The organism is Ruegeria sp. CDSC042, from assembly GCF_059610745.1.
This window is the reverse complement of sequence record NZ_JBXWOF010000001.1, coordinates 68,753-88,424: the sequence shown is the minus strand read 5'-3', so window position 1 is coordinate 88,424 and position 19,672 is coordinate 68,753. Positions and strand designations below refer to the sequence as shown.

Genomic DNA, 19,672 nt, shown 5'->3' with positions numbered 1-19,672 from the left:
AGAATCTCCTGCTTTATCTGGCCAACACAAACCTCGGGGGCCGTCATTGATGCGCCATTGGTTCAAGCACCAATAGCGGCAGGCAGGGCCCCCAACTTCGTCCACCCTCAGGCCCGTTCGAACCCGCGGGCAATTTCCCAATCAGTAACCACGCTTTCGAATTCCTCGATTTCCACCTCGGCGGCGCGCGCATAGTGATCAACAACTTCGTCCCCCATAGCGGCCCGCAACATGGTTGAGCCAAGCAGGGCATCCCGCGCAGCGGGCAGGTTGCCGGGGATCATGCCGGACTCGCTCTGATACGCATCGCCTTTGGTTGGTGGTTCAAGCTCCAACCCCTCCTCGATGCCTGCGATACCCGCCGCCAACATACCAGCAATCGCCAGATACGGGTTCATATCCGAGCCCGGAATACGGCATTCCACGCGAACCGATTTGGTTCCATCACCACACAGTCGGAAACCGGCGGTGCGGTTGTCGACCGACCAGATGATCCGCGTCGGCGCAAAACTTCCTTTTTGGAAACGCTTGTAGCTGTTGATGTAGGGGGCCATGAAACACGTATAATCGGCAGCGTATTTCAACAACCCGGCCATATAGCTTTTCATTACTGCCGACATGCCGAGCGGATCTTTTTCGTCGAAAAAGATTGGCCTTCCCTCAGACCACAGCGACTGATGCACATGGGATGAACTGCCAACCTTGTCATGATGCCATTTCGGCAGGAACGTGGCCGCATGCCCGTGCTGCCAGGCGATTTCCTTCACCGCATTCTTGGCGATCGAGTGATACTCGGCCGTTTCCATGGCGGCGGCGTATTTGATGTTCAATTCTTCCTGACCGGTCTCGGCCTCGCCCTTCGTATTCTCGACCGGGATGCCCGCGTTCCACAAATGATTGCGGATGGGACGCATCACATGCTCTTCCTTGGTGGTCTGCAGGATATGATAATCCTCATTATAGCCCGAGATCGGCGCCAGATCGCGAAACCCTTCCTTGCGGATCTGGTCAAAGCTCTTCTCAAACAAAAAGAACTCCAACTCAGTGGCGCACATCGCGTCGTAACCCATGGCTTTCAGGCGTTTGACCTGTTTCTTCAGGATCGACCGGGGCGCGTGCGGGACCTCATCATGCGTGTGGTGATCCAGAACATCGCACATCACCATCACCGTGCCCTCAAGCCACGGCACCGGGCGCAAAGTGCTGAGATCAGGTTTCATGACGTAATCGCCATAGCCCCGCTCCCAGCTGGTCGAGGCATATCCGTCAGGCGTGCCCATTTCCAGATCTGTCGCCAACAGATAATTGCAGCAATGGGTCTCTTGCCAAGCGCCTGCCACAAAGTGACCGGCGTGAAACCGTTTGCCCATCAGCCGCCCCTGCATGTCCACCATGCAAACAAGAACGGTGTCTACTTGACCTGCTTCAACCTTGGTTTTGAGGTCCGCCAACACAACATCATGGCCCATCATGTTCATCCTTCATCACAATCGGGCCCACCGCGCCCCTGTTCCCATCGACGGCCGTTAGTCTTCGGCCGCTTCTTTCTCCATTTCCATAACCAGCCGCGTTTCCAGAACCTGTCCGCTTTTGTAGAGGATCGGATAGGCGATGGCCGCGATATGGCCGTGCAGATCGCGCATAGCGCGCAGTGCCTCCAGATGCAGATCGCTGGACTGAAAACTTTCCGTTTGACCACGCTCCAGCCGCTTTAGATGCGCCTTGCGGCTGTCGCGGGACATCCTTTTGATCTCGGCCTTGTCCAGAACAAGGCGGCGGGCACAGTCGACGTCGTCCACCAACAAAACGTGTCGCGCCAGCGAAAAACTTTCCTGAATGGTGGCGTGTAAATCCTTGAGTTCTTTCCACCCCTGGGGGGAAAACTCGGACCTTTCCATGTGTTTAATCTTTGCTGAACGCGTCATTCTGTTCGACACGACATCTCCAGCGGCCTCGAGCCGAATAGCGTATTCCACCAGACCACGGGCGGCTTTGATCTGAGACTTGCTCATATTCTGCCGCGGCAACCGCGCGACAAAGCGTCGGATTTCCGTCAACTGGGCGTTTACCATTTCATCCTGCTGCGACAGGGCGGCAATGGTATCAATGTCGTCACGCTCATAGATATCCAGCACCGGGCGAAACATGCGTTCGACCTGAGTGACCATCTGCAACAATTCGTGGCGCACCGAGGACATCGCAACATCAGGGCCTGTGGCACTGGGGTCGCCTAGCGGATTAAGAGCACCCGAGAACTGATCTGCCACACCAGATTCAGGGTCGGTCTCGGGCATGAGCAAAGCCATCGGCGCTTCCATCCGGGTGACGAACCCGGTAGCCAGCAGAAACACCACGAGGTTGAAAACGATATGGGCAAAGATCAACGATTGCCCCGGTCCGCTGATCATCAATGCGGCATGGGTCCCGGTGACGTTGACAGCAAACAGCATCACAAGCGCCGCACTGCCGCGCAGCAACAGGTTGGCTATCGGTATCCGGCGGGCCGAAACGATCTGGTCGCGCGTCAACCAGATCGGAATAAAGGCCGAGCCCAAATTGGCCCCCAATACCAACGACAAACCCGCCGCGAATGGGATTGCCCCGATCTGTACCAGCGTCACGCACATCAGGATTGTCGCAACCGAGCTGTGCATGACAAAGGCAAGCACAGCCCCAACGATGAAGGCACTGAAATAGTCGCTTTCAAGATAGCCCGCGATAGCCGGCAAAAAGGCACTTTCACGGATCGGATCAACTGCATCGCGCAAAAATTGCAGTGATACCAAAATGAAGGCCACACCCAGAACAATCCGCCCCATCAGGCGAACATTTGCCCGATCGGATTTGAGGTAGAGCCACCCGCCCAGCGCCAGCAACACCGGCTGCAACCATCCCAAATCATAAGACAGTATCTGAATGACCAGAGCCGATCCCAGATCGGCCCCCAAAACCCCCGCCAGGGCGATGCCAAAACTGACCATTCCGGCCGCCGCAAACCCTGTCAGCAAAACCGCCACGGCGGCTGAACTTTGCAGGATCGTGGCCAGAACCATACCCGCGCCACCGGCGACAAAACTGTTTGAATGTCGGGTCAAAAGCGATTGAAATAGCGCGCCAAATCGCCGCTCAATCCCCGTACGAACCAAGCGAACGGCGAAAAGCAGCAACATGGTTGCGGCAAAAATCTCGATCAGAAAACCAGCGATGGCCATGTGTTCATACCCCGTCCGACCGGTGAGCAGCACTGTGCATCCGGTTTCGCATCTCTGTTATTGGGATTGATATGAACATAAGAGGTGTCGCCAGGTGATGTCCAAACCCGACGCGAGAGGAGTTACCCGCGTCGGGAAGTTGCTTATTATCCGTAACGATAAGGCCGTCCGGCCTTGAGCATGTCGGCGTTGTATTGCTTGAATATCTCAACAACCCTCGCCTTGATCTCAGATTCTGCCGCAATCTCATCCCAGAATGCGATTGCCGCGCCTTCGACCTGTGCCCATTCCTCATCTGGGATCGTGGTCAGCTGCATCTTGTCGCCATTGACCCGCAAGCTGGCCTCGCCGCCCCAGTACCACCACTGGCGGTAGTAATGCGACTGATCACAGCAAACACGGAACAGGGTTTGCAGATCTTCCGGCAACTCGTTCCAGCGATCCATGTTGGCAAAGAAAGACCCGGCCCAGGCGCCTGAGATGTTGTTGGTCAGGAAGTAGTTGGTCACATCCGCCCAGCCGACAGTGTAATCCTCGGTGATGCCCGACCATGCGATGCCGTCCAACTCGCCGGTCTGTACGGCGACCTCGATATCTTCCCATGGCAGTGTAACTGGTACCACACCGAACTGGCTGAGGAAGCGACCCGCTGTAGGGAAAGTGAAGACACGCTTGCCTTGCAGGTCCGCCAGGCTGTTGATTGGATCCTTGGTGGCGAAATGGCACGGGTCCCATGCGCCAGCCGAGATGTGCTTGACCCCGACTTTCGAGTATTCTTCGTCCCAGATTTCGTTCAGACCGTACTGATTGAACAGAACCGGTACATCCAGGGAATAGCGCGAGGCAAACGGGAAATAGCCGCCGAATACTGTGACATCGGTGGGCGACGCCATCGAGTCATCATCGGACTGTACCGCATCAATGGTACCTTTCTGCATGGCACGGAACAGTTCGCCTGTCGGAACAAGCTGGTCAGCATAGAACAGCTCGATTTGCATCCGGTCACCGGCAATCTTGTTGAACATCTCGATTGCCGGGTCGATCACATGCGCAGCCAGCGCAGGACCGGCATAGGTCTGCATGCGCCACGTGATCGTGCTTTGAGCCAGCGCCGGTGCGGCCAGAGGTGCGGCTGCGACCCCTACCCCGGCGGTTTTCAGAAACTTACGTCTTGTCGTCATGTCAATTTCCTCTCTGTTGAAGTGCTTCGTGCCTCTTCGAAAGGCATTCTTGTTAATTTCCATAGACATAGCCGGGCAGCCAAAGAGCCAGTTCCGGGAAGATCATGATAATCGTAAGCGCCAGAACCATCACGGCGACGAACGGAAAGATCGAGCCATAGATATCCCTCAGCGTGATTTCTGGTGGGGCCATCGCGCGCATCAGAAATAGGTTATAGCCGAAAGGCGGTGTCATATAGGCGATCTGTGTGGTGATCGTGTACAGAACCCCGTACCAAATCAAGTCAAAGCCCAGCGCACCAACCAGCGGTACATAAAGCGGTGCCACAATCACCAGCATCGCGGTGTCGTCCAGAAACGTGCCCATGACAATAAAGCTGAGCTGCATCAGGATCAGGATCATCCAGGGTGACAGGCCCAACTGGTCGGTAAACAAGTTGTCGATTGCCTTCACCGCACCAAGCCCGTCGAAAACCGCGCCAAAACCAAGTGCTGCAAGGATGATCCACATGAACATGCACGATATCGCCAGCGTATGCTTGGTACAGGTTTCAAAAATCGCCCAGGTCATTCGACGTTTGGCCACCGAAACCACCAATGCCGCCAGCGCTCCGATGGCCGAACTTTCAACCAGTGACGTCCACCCGTTCACAAAGGGCACCATCATCGCAGCGAAGATAATCAGCGGCAACGCACCCGCGCCCAGCAACCGGATTTTCTCGGCCCGCGGAACCTCGTGCGCGTCTTTCATCGCTGGACCAAGCTCGGGCTGAATGCGGCAGCGGATCCAGATGTAAAGGATGAACATACCAGCCATCATCAGCCCGGGCACGATCCCCGCCAGCCATAACTGTCCCACAGGTTGACGGGCGATCATCGCATACAGCACCAGAACCACCGAAGGTGGTACAAGAATACCCAGACTGGACCCGGCCTGAATGACACCGGTCACCATGGTTTTGTCGTACCCGCGTCTCAACAGTTCAGGCAAAGCAATCGTGGCTCCAATAGCCATCCCGGCCACGCTGAGGCCATTCATGGCAGAAACCAAGACCATCAAACCAATCGTCCCGATGGCAAGCCCGCCATTCACCGGCCCCATCCAGACATGGAACATGCGATACAGGTCATCCGCCAGCCTGCTTTCGCTGAGCACATAGCCCATGAAAATGAACATTGGCAGGGTCAGCAGCGGATACCACTTCATCAGCTTCATCGCGGCTGAAAATGTGATGTCCTGCCCTCCGGTTCCCCACAATGAAAGCGCCGCGATCGTCGCAACCGCACCGATCGCACCAAAAACGCGCTGACCTGTGAACAGCATCAGCATCATCAACGCGAACATGAAGATGGCGATATATTCCTGGCTCATGCCCGCTGTACCCCGATTTCCTGCCCGTTGATCCGCGCAATGTCTTTGAAAAATTCCGAGACTGCCTGCAGCAACATCAGGAAGAAGCCGAAAACCATGATGGATTTGACCGGCCAGATATACGGCCGCCACGCGGTCGAGGAACGTTCAAGCCGACCGATCTCTTCACTGCCGGTCAGCAGTCCGGTGAAGTAGGAAACGGGTTCGTCGCCCCAATAACCAAGGCTGTACGCCGTCGATCCAAGCCCACCGTAGAACAGCACACCCAGATAGAGGATCAGCAAAAGCACGGTGAACGCATCGAACCACGCTTTTCGTTGGGGGCTCCAGTTGTGGTAAAACAGGTCCATGCGCACATTCGAACCCAGCTGGATCGAATATGGCCCACCCATGATGTAATAGGTCACCATCGCAAACTGTGCCATTTCAAGTGTCCAGAGCGACGGTAGGAAGAAGGTCTTTGATATCGAAGACCACAGCAGGATGCCCATCATGACAAACAGGCCCCACATCATGACCCGCCCGATCCGATAGTTGATCGCATCCACGATACGGACATATGCGCTCATTGCTTTGATCACGCTGACGCCCCTTCCTGAAAATCCGACAGAACACGCGCTATCCAGGGCACCAGGCAATCGGCCATCTCTGCCTGCTGCTTAGGCGTGCGGATCAAGTCATTGCGGATCTCGATCATCACGTTCAGCAAGCGGTGAGGCAGCGCCTGGGTATCCAGTGTATGAGCTACTCCATCCGCCGCAGAATAAGGCTCATTCAGCCTGATGATAAAGGGGCTGCCGATAGCTCCGTCAGCCATCATCGCTGTGGCAAACTGGTTGTCCACACCGTGCAGAATACCCAGTTCGACCTGCCGTTTCTGCCCCAGATAGATCGGCGTGAAACTGTGGATTGTCACCATCAACCTAAGTGAAGCGCTGTGCTGATCGATCAAATCCGACAGAGCGGCGCAAAACGGCTGATACACGTTTTCGATTCTGACCATTCGCTGCTCGGGCGACATGTTGATGTTCGCCGGGATTTCGTAATCCTCGCTGCGGATCGGCATTGCACCCGCCGCCTCGGGCGGGCGATTGCAGTCATAGACCAGCCGAGACACCCCGCCATGGACCAAAGGTGCTGACATGCGTTTGGCCATAGCCTGCGCCACGGCCAGTGCGCCTGGATCCCAGGCAATATGACTTTCGCGTGCTTCAGCGCTTAACCCCATATCACCCAGAAAAGCCGGGATACGATTAGACGCATGTTCGCACACCAGCACGACCACAGGCGCATTGCCCGCCAAATCCGTATGAACAACTTTGCCGAAGTCCAATCTACCGTCCTGCGATTCCAAAATGAGACATTGTGGAAAAATTTCCACAGACCGCATCATCCTGTCAATATTTTTTCTGTATAAATTTTTCCAAGCTTGATCTTGCTGAAAAATTATTCACATTATGGTCTGGTCGCATAATAGGAGGACACGCCAGTGCGGGTGACAGACAGGCTTCTGGCCCATCGGGACAAGATGACCCCGTCTGAACGGCAACTGGTCAGCGTTCTGCTGGATGATTACCCGATGGCCGGGCTGGGTAGTATTACCGAATTGGCCAGTACCGCCTCAGTCTCGACCACTACGGTTGCACGGATGCTGCAAAAGACCGGTTTTGACGGATATCCTCAATTTCAGGCCGCGCTGCGTGGTGAGGTCAAAGAAATGATCTCGGGGCCAGTAGCCAAACGTGATGTCTGGCAGAATGACCTGCCCGAAGAACATATCCTCAACCGCTATTCCCAGCGTTCTCTGGCCAACCAGAAGCGCACAATCGACGAGATCGACCCCGACGAATTCGATAGCTTCTGCAGCCTGCTGAGCGATCAGAACCGGCGTATTTTCATCACCGGTGGCCGCATTACCGGAACACTGGCGCAATACCTGTATCTGCACCTGCAAATGATCCGACCGGATGTCCGCCTGTTGCCGGTCGCCGCATCCTGGACCCATGATCTGTTGGACGTGCGTCAAGGGGATGTGCTGATCGCGCTGGATGTCCGGCGCTATGAAAATGCGAGCCTGCTGATTGGTCAGCTCTGCCACGAGCGCGGGGCCGAAATCGTGCTGTTGACCGATCAGTGGCGCTCGCCAATCCACCGGCTGGCCAAACACACATTCGCGGCGCGCATCTCGGTGCCTTCTGCCTGGGATTCGATGGCTGCGATACTGACCCTGATGGAATGCGCCATAGCCGAAGTTCAGGAACGGCTTTGGGATTCGGTCAAAGATCGCACGGTCGAACTGGAACAGGCCTTTGATCGCACCAAGCTGTTTCGGAAATTCGGCCAAAGTTCGGGCTCATAGCTTCGGATTGTTCCAAAACTACAACTGCCCGTGAGGAGTGTTGCCACTTGACCGGCGGTTGGTCACTTTGTTTCCATGACATTTATTACCGAAAACCAGCTGCCGCTGCTGATTCTGTTTTTTCTGATCGGCACAGTTGGCACAGCGTTCCTGTTTCGCAAACCAGCCGGGCATCGCGCATGGAAACTGGCTGATCTGGTCTGGGTGGTTCTGGGCGGGGTCGGCGCATTGGTTGCGGTGATGGCCGGGCTTTATACAGCGGACAGTTCCCGTCTGGACCGGCAGATTGACGTTGCCTATGCCGCAACACTTGCCTTTGACCGCGACGCCGCGCGGTTTCGTTTGCGGTTCTGCGACCCGGCCTATGACAAGGATATCGGAGCGCTGTGCGAAAAAGTTGAGTTCCTTTCAGCCTCAACCGCAAGCAACGCTGACCTGCCCTTGTTTATTGCCGTAACAAACGAAGTCGCCCCTCTGAGGGGGCTACAATTCCTGTTTGGACGGCAGGCCCAGGAAGAGCGCGATGACATGCGCGCGATGACATCGAAGGTGCACTCATTCGACGTCGACCAGTTTCTGGTGTTCACAACGCTGGATGGCTCGACACAGGAAGCTATCGACAATCTGCGCAGGAAAGTTCCCGCAATCGCAGGCGACTATTTGATCTTGGCTCAAAGTTACGATGATCTTGTTACTCAGGTCGGAAAGCTTAAGGATGAATGGGAGTATTTGCGGGAAAACGGGCATATTCTGGTGCTTCAGATCATTGCGCTGTGCCTTGTCAGCTTTGCCGCCCCGTTCCGGCTGGGCAAATCCATTGTCGAACTCAGAACGACGCTTACTGCCGGTACGCCCGCGCCAACCGCTCGGGATCAGCGCCCAGAAGATAGCGGGTCAGAGTCCACAGATTCCGACCACCACGACGCAACCACCCTGCCCGTTCATACCGGTCCGCGCTCGTAAAAGCGCGGGCGGACAACAGCGTGATGCGGCGCAACTTTTTGGCAAGCGCCACGTCTTCCATCAAGGGCTGGTCCGGGAAGCCGCCTGCATCTTGATATTCAGAACGCCGGACTAGCAAGCCCTGGTCACCATAGGGCAACCCAAAGATCCGGCTACGAAGATTGGCCCATCCGGCAACCCAGGATGGCGCAAAGCCCGCGGCCACAAAGGCCAGTCTGAACGCCGCAGGTCGCCCCGAGGGCAGATGATCCCGCACAACATTGCTCCACCCGTCCTGCAAAACCGTATCCGCATGAAGTACCAACAGCCAATCGGCTTTGGCGGCTGCACAGCCACGGCGCAGCTGCCCCCCGCGCGAGGCTTCTCCGGTCACGATCCTGGCCCCGGCATTCTCGGCGATTTCATGGGTTTTGTCGGTAGAGCCTGCGTCCGACACAATCAATTCGTGGATCAACCCTGCGCGCAGCCCCTCCATCAGCGCTCCAAGTGTAGCAGGCAAGGTTTCGGCCGCGTTCAGGGTTGGAATTACAATACTGATCGGTGCCGGCACGTCGGATATCCTCTGGTCTTATGAGCGACTTCTCATATATCACGAGCACCATGGAAAAGACGAGGACTCTGCCATGCCCAATCGCCGCATTCTGCGCCTAACTGGCACCGACGTTAACAGCTTCTTGCAGGGGCTGGTGACCAATGACATTGCCGGGCTTGATCGGGGTCTGGTCTATACGGCGCTGCTGACCCCGCAGGGCAAGTATCTGGCCGATTTCTTTCTAAAACGCGAGGGTGACGATATCTTGCTGGACGTCGCCGAGGTTATTGCCGACGGGTTGATCAAACGTCTGAGCATGTACAAGCTGCGCGCCGACCTAACGATCGAAGCCAGCGGCCTGAATCTGCAACGCGGCACTGGCCTGGCACCCGATGGGGCCCTGCCCGATCCGCGCCATTCAGATATGGGCTGGCGCGCATATACCGAAGATGCGGAAGGCGAGGACGGAACCGATTGGAACGCGATCCGCGTGCTCCATTGCATTCCCGAAACCGGAATCGAACTGACCGAAGACAGTTATATTCTGGAATCAGGGTTCGAGTTACTGAACGGCGTTGATTTCAAAAAAGGGTGTTATGTCGGTCAGGAAGTGACCGCGCGCATGAAACACAAGACCGAGCTGCGTAAAGGGCTGCGCACGGTACTTGTCGCAGGCACCACGCCTGTCGGAACCGAAATAGCTGCTGACGGGAAATCCGTGGGGCGCCTGTTTACCCAGGCGGATGGCCAGGGGATCGCATATCTCAGGCTCGACAGGGCCAAGGGCGATATGCAGGCGGGCGACGCGACCGTGCGCCTGAAGGAATGAAATTTCTCGAATTCAGCCTGGCCATGGCCCCACCAGCCCCGGAACCATTTGATCCGCCCGGCACAGGCTGCCAAACTAGGTTTGGTTCAGCGATCCGGGTGAGTTGATGTTTCGTCTGTATAAAGCAATTTGGCGTGCCAGTTCCGCCCGGCAGATCATCCTTATCATCCTGTCTATTGCGGTTGCCGCTCTGGCAGCGGTCCCGCTGGAGTTTCAGCGCGATATCATCAACCACCTGACCTCGGACGATGTATCCGTGGACCGGATGATCCTGCTTGGTGCCGGCATGATGGTGGTTATCTTGCTGAGCCTGGGGCTGAAATGGCTGCTCGGCTATCGGGCGGGAACACTGGGCGAGGATATGATCCGCCTGATCCGGCAAAGGCTGCTGGTCCGGTCCGCCGATCTGGATGAAACCGGCGAGACCATGCGCAAGGGGACCATGACTACCGCAATTTCTGCCGAAGCAGAAGAGCTGGGTAAATTCGCAGGTGGTGCCTTTTCCGACCCGGTGGTCCAAATCGGCACTCTGATCAGCGTGATTGGCTATATCTCGTCTACACAGCCGGGGCTGGGTTTGATCGCTTTTTCGATGGTCGCGCCGCAGATCATCATCGTTCTGGTTTCACAACGCAAAGTGAACGTCTTTGTCGCCGAACGCGTTCGTATCCTGCGCCGTGCCACCGACAGTTTAACAGCAGAAAAGATTGACGCGGCCGCGCACGAGATCGAAGCGGAATTCGACAAAATCTACGAAACTCGCCGAAAGATGTTCATCTGGAAGCTCTCGGCCAAATTCCTTCTAAGCGTGATCAACGGCGCCGGGACGGTTGGCGTTCTGATGCTGGGTGGCTGGCTTGTCCTTCAGGGCAGAACCGATGTCGGCACAGTTGTTGCCGCCACCAGTGGGCTCAGCCGTATTCAAGGCCCCACGGCCTTTCTGATCGCCTATTATCGCCAGGTCAGCGCAAACCGGATCAAATTCGAACTGATGCTCGAACTATTTGGCCCGAACCCAGAAAAATACCGACGCGTCAAAGACTAAAAATAGAAAGAACCGCGCAGCGCGGGCTGTCGCGGTTCTCGGTGTCTTAAAGCAGAAGTGCAGTTACGCGCGTTCCGAATAGTCCATGGTTTCAGTATTCACCACGATCATTTCATCTTGGCCCACAAACGGTGGCACCATGACTTTTACACCATTGTCCAGAACGGCCGGTTTGAACGAGTTCGCAGCGGTCTGACCTTTGACCACAGGCTCGGTCTCGACGATCTTGCACGTCACTTTCTGTGGCAGTTTGGCGTTCAGTGCCTCACTTTCATAAAATTCTACGACGATAGTCATGCCGTCCTGCAGAAACGGGCGGCGATCACCCAACAGATCAGCGGACAGTTCGATCTGCTCATAGGTCTCGGAATCCATGAACACCAACATGCCGTCGGATTCGTATAGAAACTGCTGGTCTTTCTGTTCCAGGCGAACACGCTCGACCTTGTCAGCTGAGCGGAAACGTTCATTCAGTTTGGAACCATTGCGCAGATTGCGCAGTTCGACCTGTGCAAAAGCCCCGCCTTTACCGGGCTTTACATGATCAACTTTGACAGCGGCCCATAGCCCATCGTTATGCTCAAGCACATTGCCGGGGCGAATTTCGTTCCCATTTATCTTGGGCATTACATAAATCCTTCACAAACGGTTGATGCGTCAGTCGCGCACCCTATATCTGGCGTGGCCGCACCTGACAAGACAACGACACCTTGTGCTGCAGCCGCAGCAAGCTATGCGCGTGACGCAACGCAACTATGCACATTAGGTGTATCCGAATCGCACTTAATAGGTCATAAGAACCGTCACGCCGAAAATGCAAGAGCAAGAACAACAAGGAAGACGAGATGAGAGATTTCGTTGACGGCACCGCCTTTAACAATGAGCAAGGCAACCGTGCTCGTAAACTTTTCGCAGCTGTCGTTTTGGCTGCGCTGGATGATGCTATTGCCGACGACAAAAAGTATGGCAATGGCCCAGAACAGATCGCCCGCTGGGCACGCTCGCGCGATGGGCGCGAAGTGCTGTCTTGCGCGGGTATCGACCCAAATGAACGGGTTGTCAGCGGATTGATGGATTTCGTTGGTCGCGGTGTGCGTACTTCGGTCGCTCTTTCGCGCGAAGAAAGCGAGCGCCGCAACGCCGCCCAACAGGCCGAAGCCGCCTGATCACAGACACGAGTCTGTTTGAAAAAACGCGCCTCCTATTGATGGAGGCGTGTTTTTTTGTTGCATAGACCCCGAATATGAATTCCGGTGCGAAACTGCGCCCTCACCCGATGACTGAAAAATGATGACAATGCCACGTCATCCGGGGCTTTCCCTTCACCGTTAAATCAGGTCATCTGCGCGTTAGCTTACAGGAGACTCGGCATGGTTCGCGCCATCATGATTCAGGGCACAGGCAGCAATGTTGGAAAATCGGTTCTGGTGGCCGGATTGGCACGCGCCTATACGCGCCGAGGCCTGCGGGTTGCGCCGTTCAAACCGCAGAACATGTCGAATAACGCCGCAGTAACCGAAAATGGTGGCGAGATCGGGCGCGCGCAAGCCCTACAGGCGTTGGCGGCACGACGCGCCACACATACGGATATGAACCCGATCCTTTTGAAGCCTGAAACAGATACAGGCGCGCAGATCATCATTCAGGGCAAACGCGCCGGAACGATGCAGGCTGGCGATTACCGCAAGGATAAATCCAAACTGATGACAGCCGCGCGCCAGAGTTTTGACCGGCTCTGCACCGACGCTGATCTGGTGTTGGTTGAAGGGGCCGGAAGCCCGGCCGAGACCAACCTGCGTCAGGGTGATATTGCCAATATGGGCTTCGCCTGCGCCGCGGGTGTGCCGGTCGTACTTGTCGGCGATATTCACCGAGGTGGGGTAATTGCTCAGATCGTCGGGACTCAGGCCGTGCTGGATGCTGGCGATCTGGCAATGATCCGAGGCTTTGCCATCAATCGCTTTAAGGGCGATGTATCCCTATTCGACGAAGGTCGCGATGACATCGCCGCTCGAACAGGCTGGGCCTGTATCGGTGTTGTGCCTTGGTTCGACGATGCCTGGAAGCTGCCAGCCGAAGATATGATGGATATCCGGTCCCACAGTGGCGGTTCCTGTAAGGTTGCAGTACCTCAGTTGGAACGGATGGCCAATTTTGATGATCTTGATCCGCTATCGGCAGAGCCTGGCATCACGGTCGAGATCGTGCCCGCTGGCCGCGCGCTGCCCGGCGATGCGGATTTGGTTCTGCTTCCCGGAAGCAAATCAACCATTGGCGATTTGGCTTACTTTCGTGCGCAGGGCTGGGATATCGACCTTTATGCCCATGTGCGACGTGGCGGTCACGTGTTGGGATTATGCGGTGGCTACCAAATGCTAGGTAACACCATTGCTGATCCCGATGGTGTGGACGGGCGGCCAGGTACAGTCGATGGATTGGGGCTGTTGGATGTGGATACCGTTATGGTCGGCGAGAAAAAGGTGACCCTGCGGACTGCACGCGCCCTGCCGGGGCACCAACCGCTAACCGGATATGAGATCCATATGGGCCGCACCGAAGGCAACGATTGCACCCGCGCTTGGCTGGAGGTCGAGGGCCGCCCGGAGGGCGCAGCTGATCGGACTGGCCGGATACGCGGAAGCTACCTACACGGTATATTCTCATCCGATCAATTTCGGGCCGACTACCTACAGCTTTTGGGAGTCTCTTCCACCCTGCACTATGAGGACGGTGTCGAAGATACGCTTGATCGTCTGGCCGACCATCTGGAACGACATATAGATCTGGACCGCTTGCTGGAACTGGCTGAAACGCCGATTAGAGGCTGACTTTTACTCGGCTTTTTGCTCAGCCAACGCACGGTAGATTTCGCGGCGAACCATTTTTCGAACGTTCCGCGTAATGCGTTCACCCAGTACGCCCTGCAGTTCTTCACGAACAACCTGCGCAATCAAAGAGCGCAAGCCATCGTCATCAAGCCGGGGCATGGCAGCATCTGCTTCTGAACCTGTTGTATCCGCGGCAGCCGATACCTCTGGGTCCCGTACAAACACTGCCTTTTCAACAGTCTCAGTCTCTGCATCTGGGGCTTCGTCTTGGGGTTGCCATTCCAACGGTTGATTTGGCGTTCCTGAATAGGCATCTACGCTGTCACCGTCGGGCTCCCACTGATCTTCGGTCCTGGCGATCGCGGCTTCCAGCGCCTCAATTTTGGCACTTAGACTTTTGGCTATGCCCTCTTCCGCAACTGGATCAGGTGAATGCTCTGTAGCCGACTCCGCTTCATCACCCGCAACAACATCGCAGGCGCGCAAAAGCATCGGTTTCACCGATTTTTCAGCGCTGTACTCAGCATCCAGCTTGAAAGGCTGCGTCTCGACACCTGTTTGCTCGCCAACCCTGAGCGCATCAGTCAGAACAAGCCGCCCTGGCTTTCGCTCTGACTTGGAACGCACCAGATCGGGAACTTTTCGACCTTCTTCGCTGACCAGCCGCTTGACCGATGACAGTACGTCTTCGATCCCGGAGTTCACGACATTGTCTGTCATTGTTTTCTACCGCTCTAACCTCAGGTCCGAGTGTAGCCAAACAATGCAGACCTCACAACAGGCAGTATTGGGTGTTTAGTCCCGACGCAGTGCTTTCAGGACCCGATCCAGATCTTTGCTCTGCTTGCTGACCTGCGCGGGGGCTTTCTTCACCAGATTATAGTAAAGGGTCGGATCGTAAATCTGAACCGCCAGACCCAAACGCTCGGCCGTGAGCAAACCTTGGGCCTGCAGCAACTGATAAGCCGCCAGAGATCGCTCGGTTCTGGAAGCAATTTCGGCAAGCTGCGCGTCCAGCAAATCCTGCTGAGCAGCCAGCACGTCCAGAGTGGTCCGCGCACCCAAAGTTGCCTCTTCGCGGATACCATCAAACGCAACTTCCGAGGCGCGCACACGTTCCGAAGAGGCCCTCAGGCTTGCGCTTGCAGTTTGAAACCGGACATAGGCATCAGACACGCCCTGCGTAATGTTCTTTTGAACATTCAGCAGATTGGCACGCGACGCGTCCCGCGATGCCATTGCGCGGCGCACGCTTGCCGCGAGTCGACCACCCGCATAGATCGGCTGGCTGAAGTTCAGCGAGATACTCGCATCATTCACATAATCGTCGTCATCATAGCTCTCGGTGACGCCCGCATCAGCGTTCAGGCTGACATTCGGACCCAGGCCCGCGCGCTGCTGCTGAACGACCAGATCAAAAGCCCGCACTTGGTGCTGTGCGGACAGAATGGACGGGTGATTGCGTTGTGCCAGGCTGACAGCCTCGGCCTCGGAGCGGGGCAAGTTTGGCAGGCTGGGCTGACCAGCAGTACGGCCCGGCAGTTTGCCGACTGCGTTCACATATTCCGCCTGAGCAGTGCTCAGATCGCCGCGCGCATTCGCCAGATCGGCCTGCGAGCTTGCAAGCTGAGCCTGAGACAATGCGACGTCTGTGCGGGTAACTTCCCCAACTTCGAAACGATCCTGCGAGGCGCGAAGCTCTTCTGCGGACAGTTCAACGTTGTTTTGACGAATCGATACGGTCTCTTCCTGCAGCAGAACACTCAGGTAAGCGGTCGCTGCGCGGAACAGGACCTGCTGTTCGATATCGATCAGCGCCTGCCGGGTCGACAGCACCGTTTCCTGCGCTGATTGCTTGCCCAGAATCGAGGCTCCGCCATCGTATAAAAGCTGGCTCAGCGTCAGGCCCGAGAAGAAGTTCGAAGGATCAACACTGTTCGTAACACCACTGTTTCTGCTGCGCGTATAATCTTGGCTAACCGCGACGGTCCAGTTGATAATAGGGCGCAAAGCCGACAGCGCGATCGCCACATCCTCGTCCGCAGCCCGCAGCAGCGCCCGGTTCTGTTCCAGCAAACCGCTGGTATTATAAGCTCCGATGAACGCATCAGTCAGGTTATCGGCCCAAACCGCCTTACCGGGCAACGTGCCCAGAGCAATACCCGCAGTCACTGCCAGAGTCCTGACCAGCTTGCCTCCTGCTGCAAAACGCATGGCGAAATCCTCTCAAATCAAAATAACGCAGCCCTCAGGGCAGTTTGCGTCTTTGTGTTGAACTAATCAAGGCAGCAGATAAATCTGCCCGCCGACTATAGCGAAAATGCACTCTCGGCCGAGAAAGCCTTCAGAACAGGTGCACTGGCGTTGAATGCCTGGCGCCAGGTAACGCGATCGCCTGATTTGTGGCCTATACGGACGGTCCCAAGATCACCTTCCATGAACAGGCAGGCGATACGCCCATGATCCTTAAGCTGGTCAATCAATGCAGACGGAACCTCTTCTACGCCGCCTTGGATCATGACCACGTCATAAGGCCCATGCTCGGCAGCGCCCTCATCCAGCGGCCCCACGTGAACGACCACATTATCCGCGTCAGCCTCCATCAGCAGAGTTTGCGCTTCGGCAGCTAGCGCTTCATCCGCTTCCACCGCTACGACCAACTGCGCCATACGGGCTGCAACAGCCGTCGAATATCCCAGCGCCGGAGCAATATCCAGAACAACCTCATCATTGGTAATGTTCAGCACATCCAACATCTTGGCCAGTGTTCTCGGTTCCAGAATGCAGCGTCCAGCCTCAAGTTCTATCAAACCCTCGACATAGGCGGCTTCGCGTTGCGCGTCTGGCACAAAATTCTCGCGCTTGACGGACAGCATGGCATCAATGATCGGGAACTTGGTAACGTCCGAAGGCCGGACCTGCGTATCGACCATGGTGCGGCGGCGGGCTGCGAAATCTGTCATTGGATCGCTCATTCATTTCCCAAGGTTGATGGGTTTGTGCCACATCCCGGGCAAACCAGCAACGGCCCGCAAGCGGAAACTTTCGTCTGTCGTGAAGATTTTAGAGTGATCCGAATGGGTGATCCAATTTTCAGTTCGTCAAATTTAGACCGAACCCACTGGACGCCCCGGATTAAAGCTGCTAAAACGCCTGTCACACCACGGCAAGTATTTGATATTACTTGAAAAGGCGAGTTGGCGGAGTGGTGACGCAGCGGATTGCAAATCCGTGTACACCGGTTCGATTCCGGTACTCGCCTCCAATACTTTCAAACAGTTGCTTCGCATTCGGCTTTTCGAGCCTGCGACATGCCGTCTCGCTACGGCAGTGCTCTGCTGAGTGAAGCTTGACACCGGATTGATCAGAAGGCGGTGAACTCACTGGCTCGGCCGGTAAATTTGACCGCTCTATCGATTCCACGCGATATGCCCTTTGAAGTAACGGGCCCGCGAATCCTTTCGTCTGGATATCTTCGAGGTGCAAAGCGCAAATTCGCCTGCGGTCATTTTGCAAATGGCTGACCAAACATGCCGCTGACAGGCATTGGCAGGTCGCTTTTCCATTCTCGATGATTTCCGTGCGTCGGCCGCGCTTGACAAGCCCCCTGCCCGTGCCGCATGTCCCATCCGTTGGTGTCTGCATATGCAGATGAAAAGGGAATGCGTCAGCGGTCATCCGTCAAACGCAGCCGCCCCCGCGACCGTGACCGGAGAGGGTGCCCAAAGCCACTGGCCAGACAGGCCGGGAAGGCGGGACATCTGCCAGAGGCCAGCCTCTGACATCCGCAAGCCGGGAGACCTGCCAACATCCGAAGTTGAAACCGGACGGGGTGATCCGGTGTCGGGCCCATGTCGCAATACGTGGCCCGCATGAAACCCCGTCCCCCGCGAAGAGGATTTGGGGGGATGAGAGACATGACCGAGACCACACCTGTTGAACTGCTGGTGTGCACGACCTGCCGCCGCGGCCTGCCCGTCGAGAATGATGCAGATCGTCCTGGGGCGTTGCTGCACAAGGCGTTGGAGCAGGCAGAACTTCCTGATGGCGTCACTTTGAAGGCAGTAGAATGCCTTTCAAATTGCGATCAGGGCTGCTCGATTGTGCTGCGTGGCGGGCCCAAACGTTGGACCTTTGTCTATGAGCATCTCGATGAAACCGATCATGTCGAGACCATTGTTGAAGGCGCGACCAAATATCTCGCGACCCAAGATGGCCTCGTTAAATGGCGCGAACGTCCTGAACATTTCCGCAAAAACTGTGCGGCCCGCATTCCCCCGATTGGAGCTTAGATATGAGCAATCTCGAAAAACTGCCCGTCACTGTGATCACCGGCTTTCTGGGCTCGGGAAAGACCACGCTGGTGCGTCATCTGATGCAGAACCCGCAGGGCAAGCGCCTAGCCATTGTGGTCAACGAGTTTGGAGATGTTGGCGTCGATGGCGATATCCTCAAATCCTGCGCGATCCCCGATTGCCCGGCGGAAAACATCATGGAATTGGCCAATGGATGCATCTGCTGCACCGTGGCAGATGATTTCATCCCGACCATCGAGGCGCTGATGGCGCTAGAGCCACGCCCCGATCACATTCTGATCGAAACCTCTGGTCTGGCCCTGCCCAAGCCGCTGCTGAAAGCGTTCGACTGGCCCGATATCCGCTCGAAAATCACCGTGGATGGCGTGATCGCTCTGGCCGATGCCGAGGCTGTGGCCGCTGGTCGCTTTGCCCCGAATGTCGCTGCGGTGGATGCCCAGCGCCTGGCCGATGACTCGATTGATCACGAAACACCGCTGTCTGAGGTGTTCGAGGACCAGATCTCCTGCGCCGACATCATTCTGCTGACCAAGCCTGATCTCGCTGGCCCCGAGGGTATCGCCAAGGCCAAGGAAATCATCGCAGCTGAAGCCCCGCGCCCTCTGCCCGTGGTCGAAGTGGCCGAAGGGGCTGTGGATGTACGTATTGTGCTGGGGCTTGAGGCCGCCGCCGAGGATGACATGGACGCGCGCCCGTCGCATCACGACGGCCACCACGATCACGAGCATGATGATTTCGAAAGCATCATTGTCGAGCTGCCGGAACAGACCGATCCGGCCCAGCTGGTCGCCAATATCGAACGTCTTGCGAATGAACTGAACATCCTGCGGGTAAAAGGCTATGCCGCTGTTGCCGGCAAACCCATGCGCCTTTTGGTGCAGGCCGTCGGGGCCCGTGTGCGTCATCAGTACGACCGCCCGTGGGAGCCAGGTGAAGAGCGTCGCTCGCGTCTGGTGGTCATCGCCGAACATGACGATATCAAAGAGGCTGAAATCCGCGAAATCCTCGTGGGTGTGACCGAGGCCGCCGAGTAAG

The 19,672-nt window shown here is 56.4% G+C and carries 18 protein-coding genes, 1 tRNA gene and 1 riboswitch; of the genes, 8 read left to right on the top strand and 11 right to left on the bottom strand.

The window, feature by feature from the left end; all coding sequences use genetic code 11:
* Positions 1 to 107 precede the first annotated feature (107 nt).
* The 6 genes from AC2FHX_RS00425 to AC2FHX_RS00400 all read right to left on the bottom strand — a co-directional run bounded on the left by AC2FHX_RS00425 (position 108) and on the right by AC2FHX_RS00400 (position 7,098).
* A complete protein-coding gene (locus tag AC2FHX_RS00425) occupies positions 108 to 1,469 on the bottom strand; it encodes a glutamine synthetase family protein (protein WP_496700597.1) in 1,362 nt (453 codons plus the stop codon).
* A gap of 57 nt (positions 1,470 to 1,526) precedes the next feature.
* Complete coding sequence (locus AC2FHX_RS00420) at positions 1,527 to 3,212, bottom strand: Na/Pi cotransporter family protein (protein WP_496700598.1); 1,686 nt, start codon at positions 3,210 to 3,212, stop codon at positions 1,527 to 1,529.
* A gap of 146 nt (positions 3,213 to 3,358) precedes the next feature.
* Positions 3,359 to 4,393 carry a TRAP transporter substrate-binding protein gene (locus AC2FHX_RS00415; protein ID WP_142632938.1) on the bottom strand — a complete coding sequence of 345 codons (1,035 nt, stop codon included), beginning with the start codon at positions 4,391 to 4,393 and terminating at the stop codon, positions 3,359 to 3,361.
* 52 nt (positions 4,394 to 4,445) lie between these two features.
* Positions 4,446 to 5,765: a TRAP transporter large permease gene (locus AC2FHX_RS00410; RefSeq protein WP_281971849.1), complete on the bottom strand. Its 1,320-nt coding sequence runs from the start codon at positions 5,763 to 5,765 to the stop codon at positions 4,446 to 4,448.
* Positions 5,762 to 6,334 carry a TRAP transporter small permease subunit gene (locus AC2FHX_RS00405; RefSeq protein ID WP_185956598.1) on the bottom strand — a complete coding sequence of 191 codons (573 nt, stop codon included), beginning with the start codon at positions 6,332 to 6,334 and terminating at the stop codon, positions 5,762 to 5,764. The genes AC2FHX_RS00410 and AC2FHX_RS00405 overlap by 4 nt, the downstream gene beginning before the upstream one ends.
* Before the next feature lie 8 nt (positions 6,335 to 6,342).
* Positions 6,343 to 7,098, bottom strand: coding sequence for an N-formylglutamate amidohydrolase (locus tag AC2FHX_RS00400; protein WP_496700599.1), 756 nt, complete (start codon positions 7,096 to 7,098; stop codon positions 6,343 to 6,345).
* A gap of 156 nt (positions 7,099 to 7,254) precedes the next feature.
* Between AC2FHX_RS00400 and AC2FHX_RS00395 the strand changes: the two genes are divergently transcribed.
* Complete coding sequence (locus tag AC2FHX_RS00395; protein WP_142632930.1) at positions 7,255 to 8,124, top strand: MurR/RpiR family transcriptional regulator; 870 nt, start codon at positions 7,255 to 7,257, stop codon at positions 8,122 to 8,124.
* Between the two features lie 838 nt (positions 8,125 to 8,962).
* Here AC2FHX_RS00395 and AC2FHX_RS00390 read toward each other — a convergent pair.
* The gene (locus tag AC2FHX_RS00390; protein WP_496700600.1) at positions 8,963 to 9,637 is read right to left on the bottom strand and encodes a TIGR04283 family arsenosugar biosynthesis glycosyltransferase; all 675 of its coding nucleotides are present in this window, start codon (positions 9,635 to 9,637) and stop codon (positions 8,963 to 8,965) included.
* A gap of 73 nt (positions 9,638 to 9,710) precedes the next feature.
* On the opposite strand from AC2FHX_RS00390, the gene ygfZ reads away from it, so the two are divergent.
* Entirely contained in the window at positions 9,711 to 10,448 is a 738-nt protein-coding gene (ygfZ, locus tag AC2FHX_RS00385; RefSeq protein WP_496700601.1) for a CAF17-like 4Fe-4S cluster assembly/insertion protein YgfZ, read from the top strand.
* 106 nt (positions 10,449 to 10,554) lie between these two features.
* Positions 10,555 to 11,493: an ABC transporter transmembrane domain-containing protein gene (locus AC2FHX_RS00380; RefSeq protein ID WP_271947939.1), complete on the top strand. Its 939-nt coding sequence runs from the start codon at positions 10,555 to 10,557 to the stop codon at positions 11,491 to 11,493.
* A 63-nt stretch (positions 11,494 to 11,556) separates the two neighbouring features.
* Here AC2FHX_RS00380 and efp read toward each other — a convergent pair whose 3' ends face one another.
* On the bottom strand, positions 11,557 to 12,120 hold the full coding sequence (efp, locus tag AC2FHX_RS00375; protein WP_142632922.1) for an elongation factor P: 564 nt from the start codon (positions 12,118 to 12,120) through the stop codon (positions 11,557 to 11,559).
* Between the two features lie 218 nt (positions 12,121 to 12,338).
* Between efp and AC2FHX_RS00370 the strand changes: the two genes are divergently transcribed.
* Complete coding sequence (locus AC2FHX_RS00370; RefSeq protein ID WP_108785849.1) at positions 12,339 to 12,659, top strand: DUF6280 family protein; 321 nt, start codon at positions 12,339 to 12,341, stop codon at positions 12,657 to 12,659.
* A gap of 204 nt (positions 12,660 to 12,863) precedes the next feature.
* On the top strand, positions 12,864 to 14,321 hold the full coding sequence (locus AC2FHX_RS00365) for a cobyric acid synthase (RefSeq protein ID WP_496700602.1): 1,458 nt from the start codon (positions 12,864 to 12,866) through the stop codon (positions 14,319 to 14,321).
* 3 nt (positions 14,322 to 14,324) lie between these two features.
* On the opposite strand, the gene AC2FHX_RS00360 is transcribed toward AC2FHX_RS00365, so the two are convergent.
* The 3 genes from AC2FHX_RS00360 to AC2FHX_RS00350 all read right to left on the bottom strand — a co-directional run bounded on the left by AC2FHX_RS00360 (position 14,325) and on the right by AC2FHX_RS00350 (position 17,284).
* Complete coding sequence (locus AC2FHX_RS00360) at positions 14,325 to 15,041, bottom strand: hypothetical protein (RefSeq protein ID WP_496700603.1); 717 nt, start codon at positions 15,039 to 15,041, stop codon at positions 14,325 to 14,327.
* 75 nt (positions 15,042 to 15,116) lie between these two features.
* Positions 15,117 to 16,535, bottom strand: a complete 1,419-nt coding sequence (locus tag AC2FHX_RS00355) for a TolC family outer membrane protein (protein ID WP_496700604.1) — start codon at positions 16,533 to 16,535, stop codon at positions 15,117 to 15,119.
* A 95-nt stretch (positions 16,536 to 16,630) separates the two neighbouring features.
* The gene (locus tag AC2FHX_RS00350) at positions 16,631 to 17,284 is read right to left on the bottom strand and encodes a protein-L-isoaspartate O-methyltransferase family protein (RefSeq protein ID WP_142635071.1); all 654 of its coding nucleotides are present in this window, start codon (positions 17,282 to 17,284) and stop codon (positions 16,631 to 16,633) included.
* A gap of 228 nt (positions 17,285 to 17,512) precedes the next feature.
* Between AC2FHX_RS00350 and AC2FHX_RS00345 the strand changes: the two genes are divergently transcribed.
* The 3 genes from AC2FHX_RS00345 to cobW all read left to right on the top strand — a co-directional run bounded on the left by AC2FHX_RS00345 (position 17,513) and on the right by cobW (position 19,671).
* A tRNA-Cys gene (locus tag AC2FHX_RS00345) sits at positions 17,513 to 17,586 on the top strand.
* 351 nt (positions 17,587 to 17,937) lie between these two features.
* A riboswitch (cobalamin riboswitch) is annotated at positions 17,938 to 18,144 on the top strand.
* A 94-nt stretch (positions 18,145 to 18,238) separates the two neighbouring features.
* Entirely contained in the window at positions 18,239 to 18,613 is a 375-nt protein-coding gene (locus tag AC2FHX_RS00340; protein ID WP_142632902.1) for a DUF1636 family protein, read from the top strand.
* A gap of 2 nt (positions 18,614 to 18,615) precedes the next feature.
* The gene (gene cobW / locus AC2FHX_RS00335; RefSeq protein WP_496700605.1) at positions 18,616 to 19,671 is read left to right on the top strand and encodes a cobalamin biosynthesis protein CobW; all 1,056 of its coding nucleotides are present in this window, start codon (positions 18,616 to 18,618) and stop codon (positions 19,669 to 19,671) included.
* Position 19,672: the final 1 nt, after the last annotated feature.

What these genes read in the sequence shown, in the direction of transcription:
- AC2FHX_RS00425 (WP_496700597.1), bottom strand. Translation starts at nt 1,469, where the DNA reads ATGGGCCATGATGTTGTGTTGGCGGACCTCAAAACCAAGGTTGAAGCA.
- AC2FHX_RS00420 (WP_496700598.1), bottom strand. Translation starts at nt 3,212, where the DNA reads ATGGCCATCGCTGGTTTTCTGATCGAGATTTTTGCCGCAACCATGTTG.
- AC2FHX_RS00415 (WP_142632938.1), bottom strand. Translation starts at nt 4,393, where the DNA reads ATGACGACAAGACGTAAGTTTCTGAAAACCGCCGGGGTAGGGGTCGCA.
- AC2FHX_RS00410 (WP_281971849.1), bottom strand. Translation starts at nt 5,765, where the DNA reads ATGAGCCAGGAATATATCGCCATCTTCATGTTCGCGTTGATGATGCTG.
- AC2FHX_RS00405 (WP_185956598.1), bottom strand. Translation starts at nt 6,334, where the DNA reads ATGAGCGCATATGTCCGTATCGTGGATGCGATCAACTATCGGATCGGG.
- ygfZ (WP_496700601.1), top strand. Translation starts at nt 9,711, where the DNA reads ATGCCCAATCGCCGCATTCTGCGCCTAACTGGCACCGACGTTAACAGC.
- AC2FHX_RS00380 (WP_271947939.1), top strand. Translation starts at nt 10,555, where the DNA reads ATGTTTCGTCTGTATAAAGCAATTTGGCGTGCCAGTTCCGCCCGGCAG.
- efp (WP_142632922.1), bottom strand. Translation starts at nt 12,120, where the DNA reads ATGCCCAAGATAAATGGGAACGAAATTCGCCCCGGCAATGTGCTTGAG.
- AC2FHX_RS00370 (WP_108785849.1), top strand. Translation starts at nt 12,339, where the DNA reads ATGAGAGATTTCGTTGACGGCACCGCCTTTAACAATGAGCAAGGCAAC.
- AC2FHX_RS00365 (WP_496700602.1), top strand. Translation starts at nt 12,864, where the DNA reads ATGGTTCGCGCCATCATGATTCAGGGCACAGGCAGCAATGTTGGAAAA.
- AC2FHX_RS00360 (WP_496700603.1), bottom strand. Translation starts at nt 15,041, where the DNA reads ATGACAGACAATGTCGTGAACTCCGGGATCGAAGACGTACTGTCATCG.
- AC2FHX_RS00355 (WP_496700604.1), bottom strand. Translation starts at nt 16,535, where the DNA reads ATGCGTTTTGCAGCAGGAGGCAAGCTGGTCAGGACTCTGGCAGTGACT.
- AC2FHX_RS00350 (WP_142635071.1), bottom strand. Translation starts at nt 17,284, where the DNA reads ATGACAGATTTCGCAGCCCGCCGCCGCACCATGGTCGATACGCAGGTC.
- AC2FHX_RS00340 (WP_142632902.1), top strand. Translation starts at nt 18,239, where the DNA reads ATGACCGAGACCACACCTGTTGAACTGCTGGTGTGCACGACCTGCCGC.
- cobW (WP_496700605.1), top strand. Translation starts at nt 18,616, where the DNA reads ATGAGCAATCTCGAAAAACTGCCCGTCACTGTGATCACCGGCTTTCTG.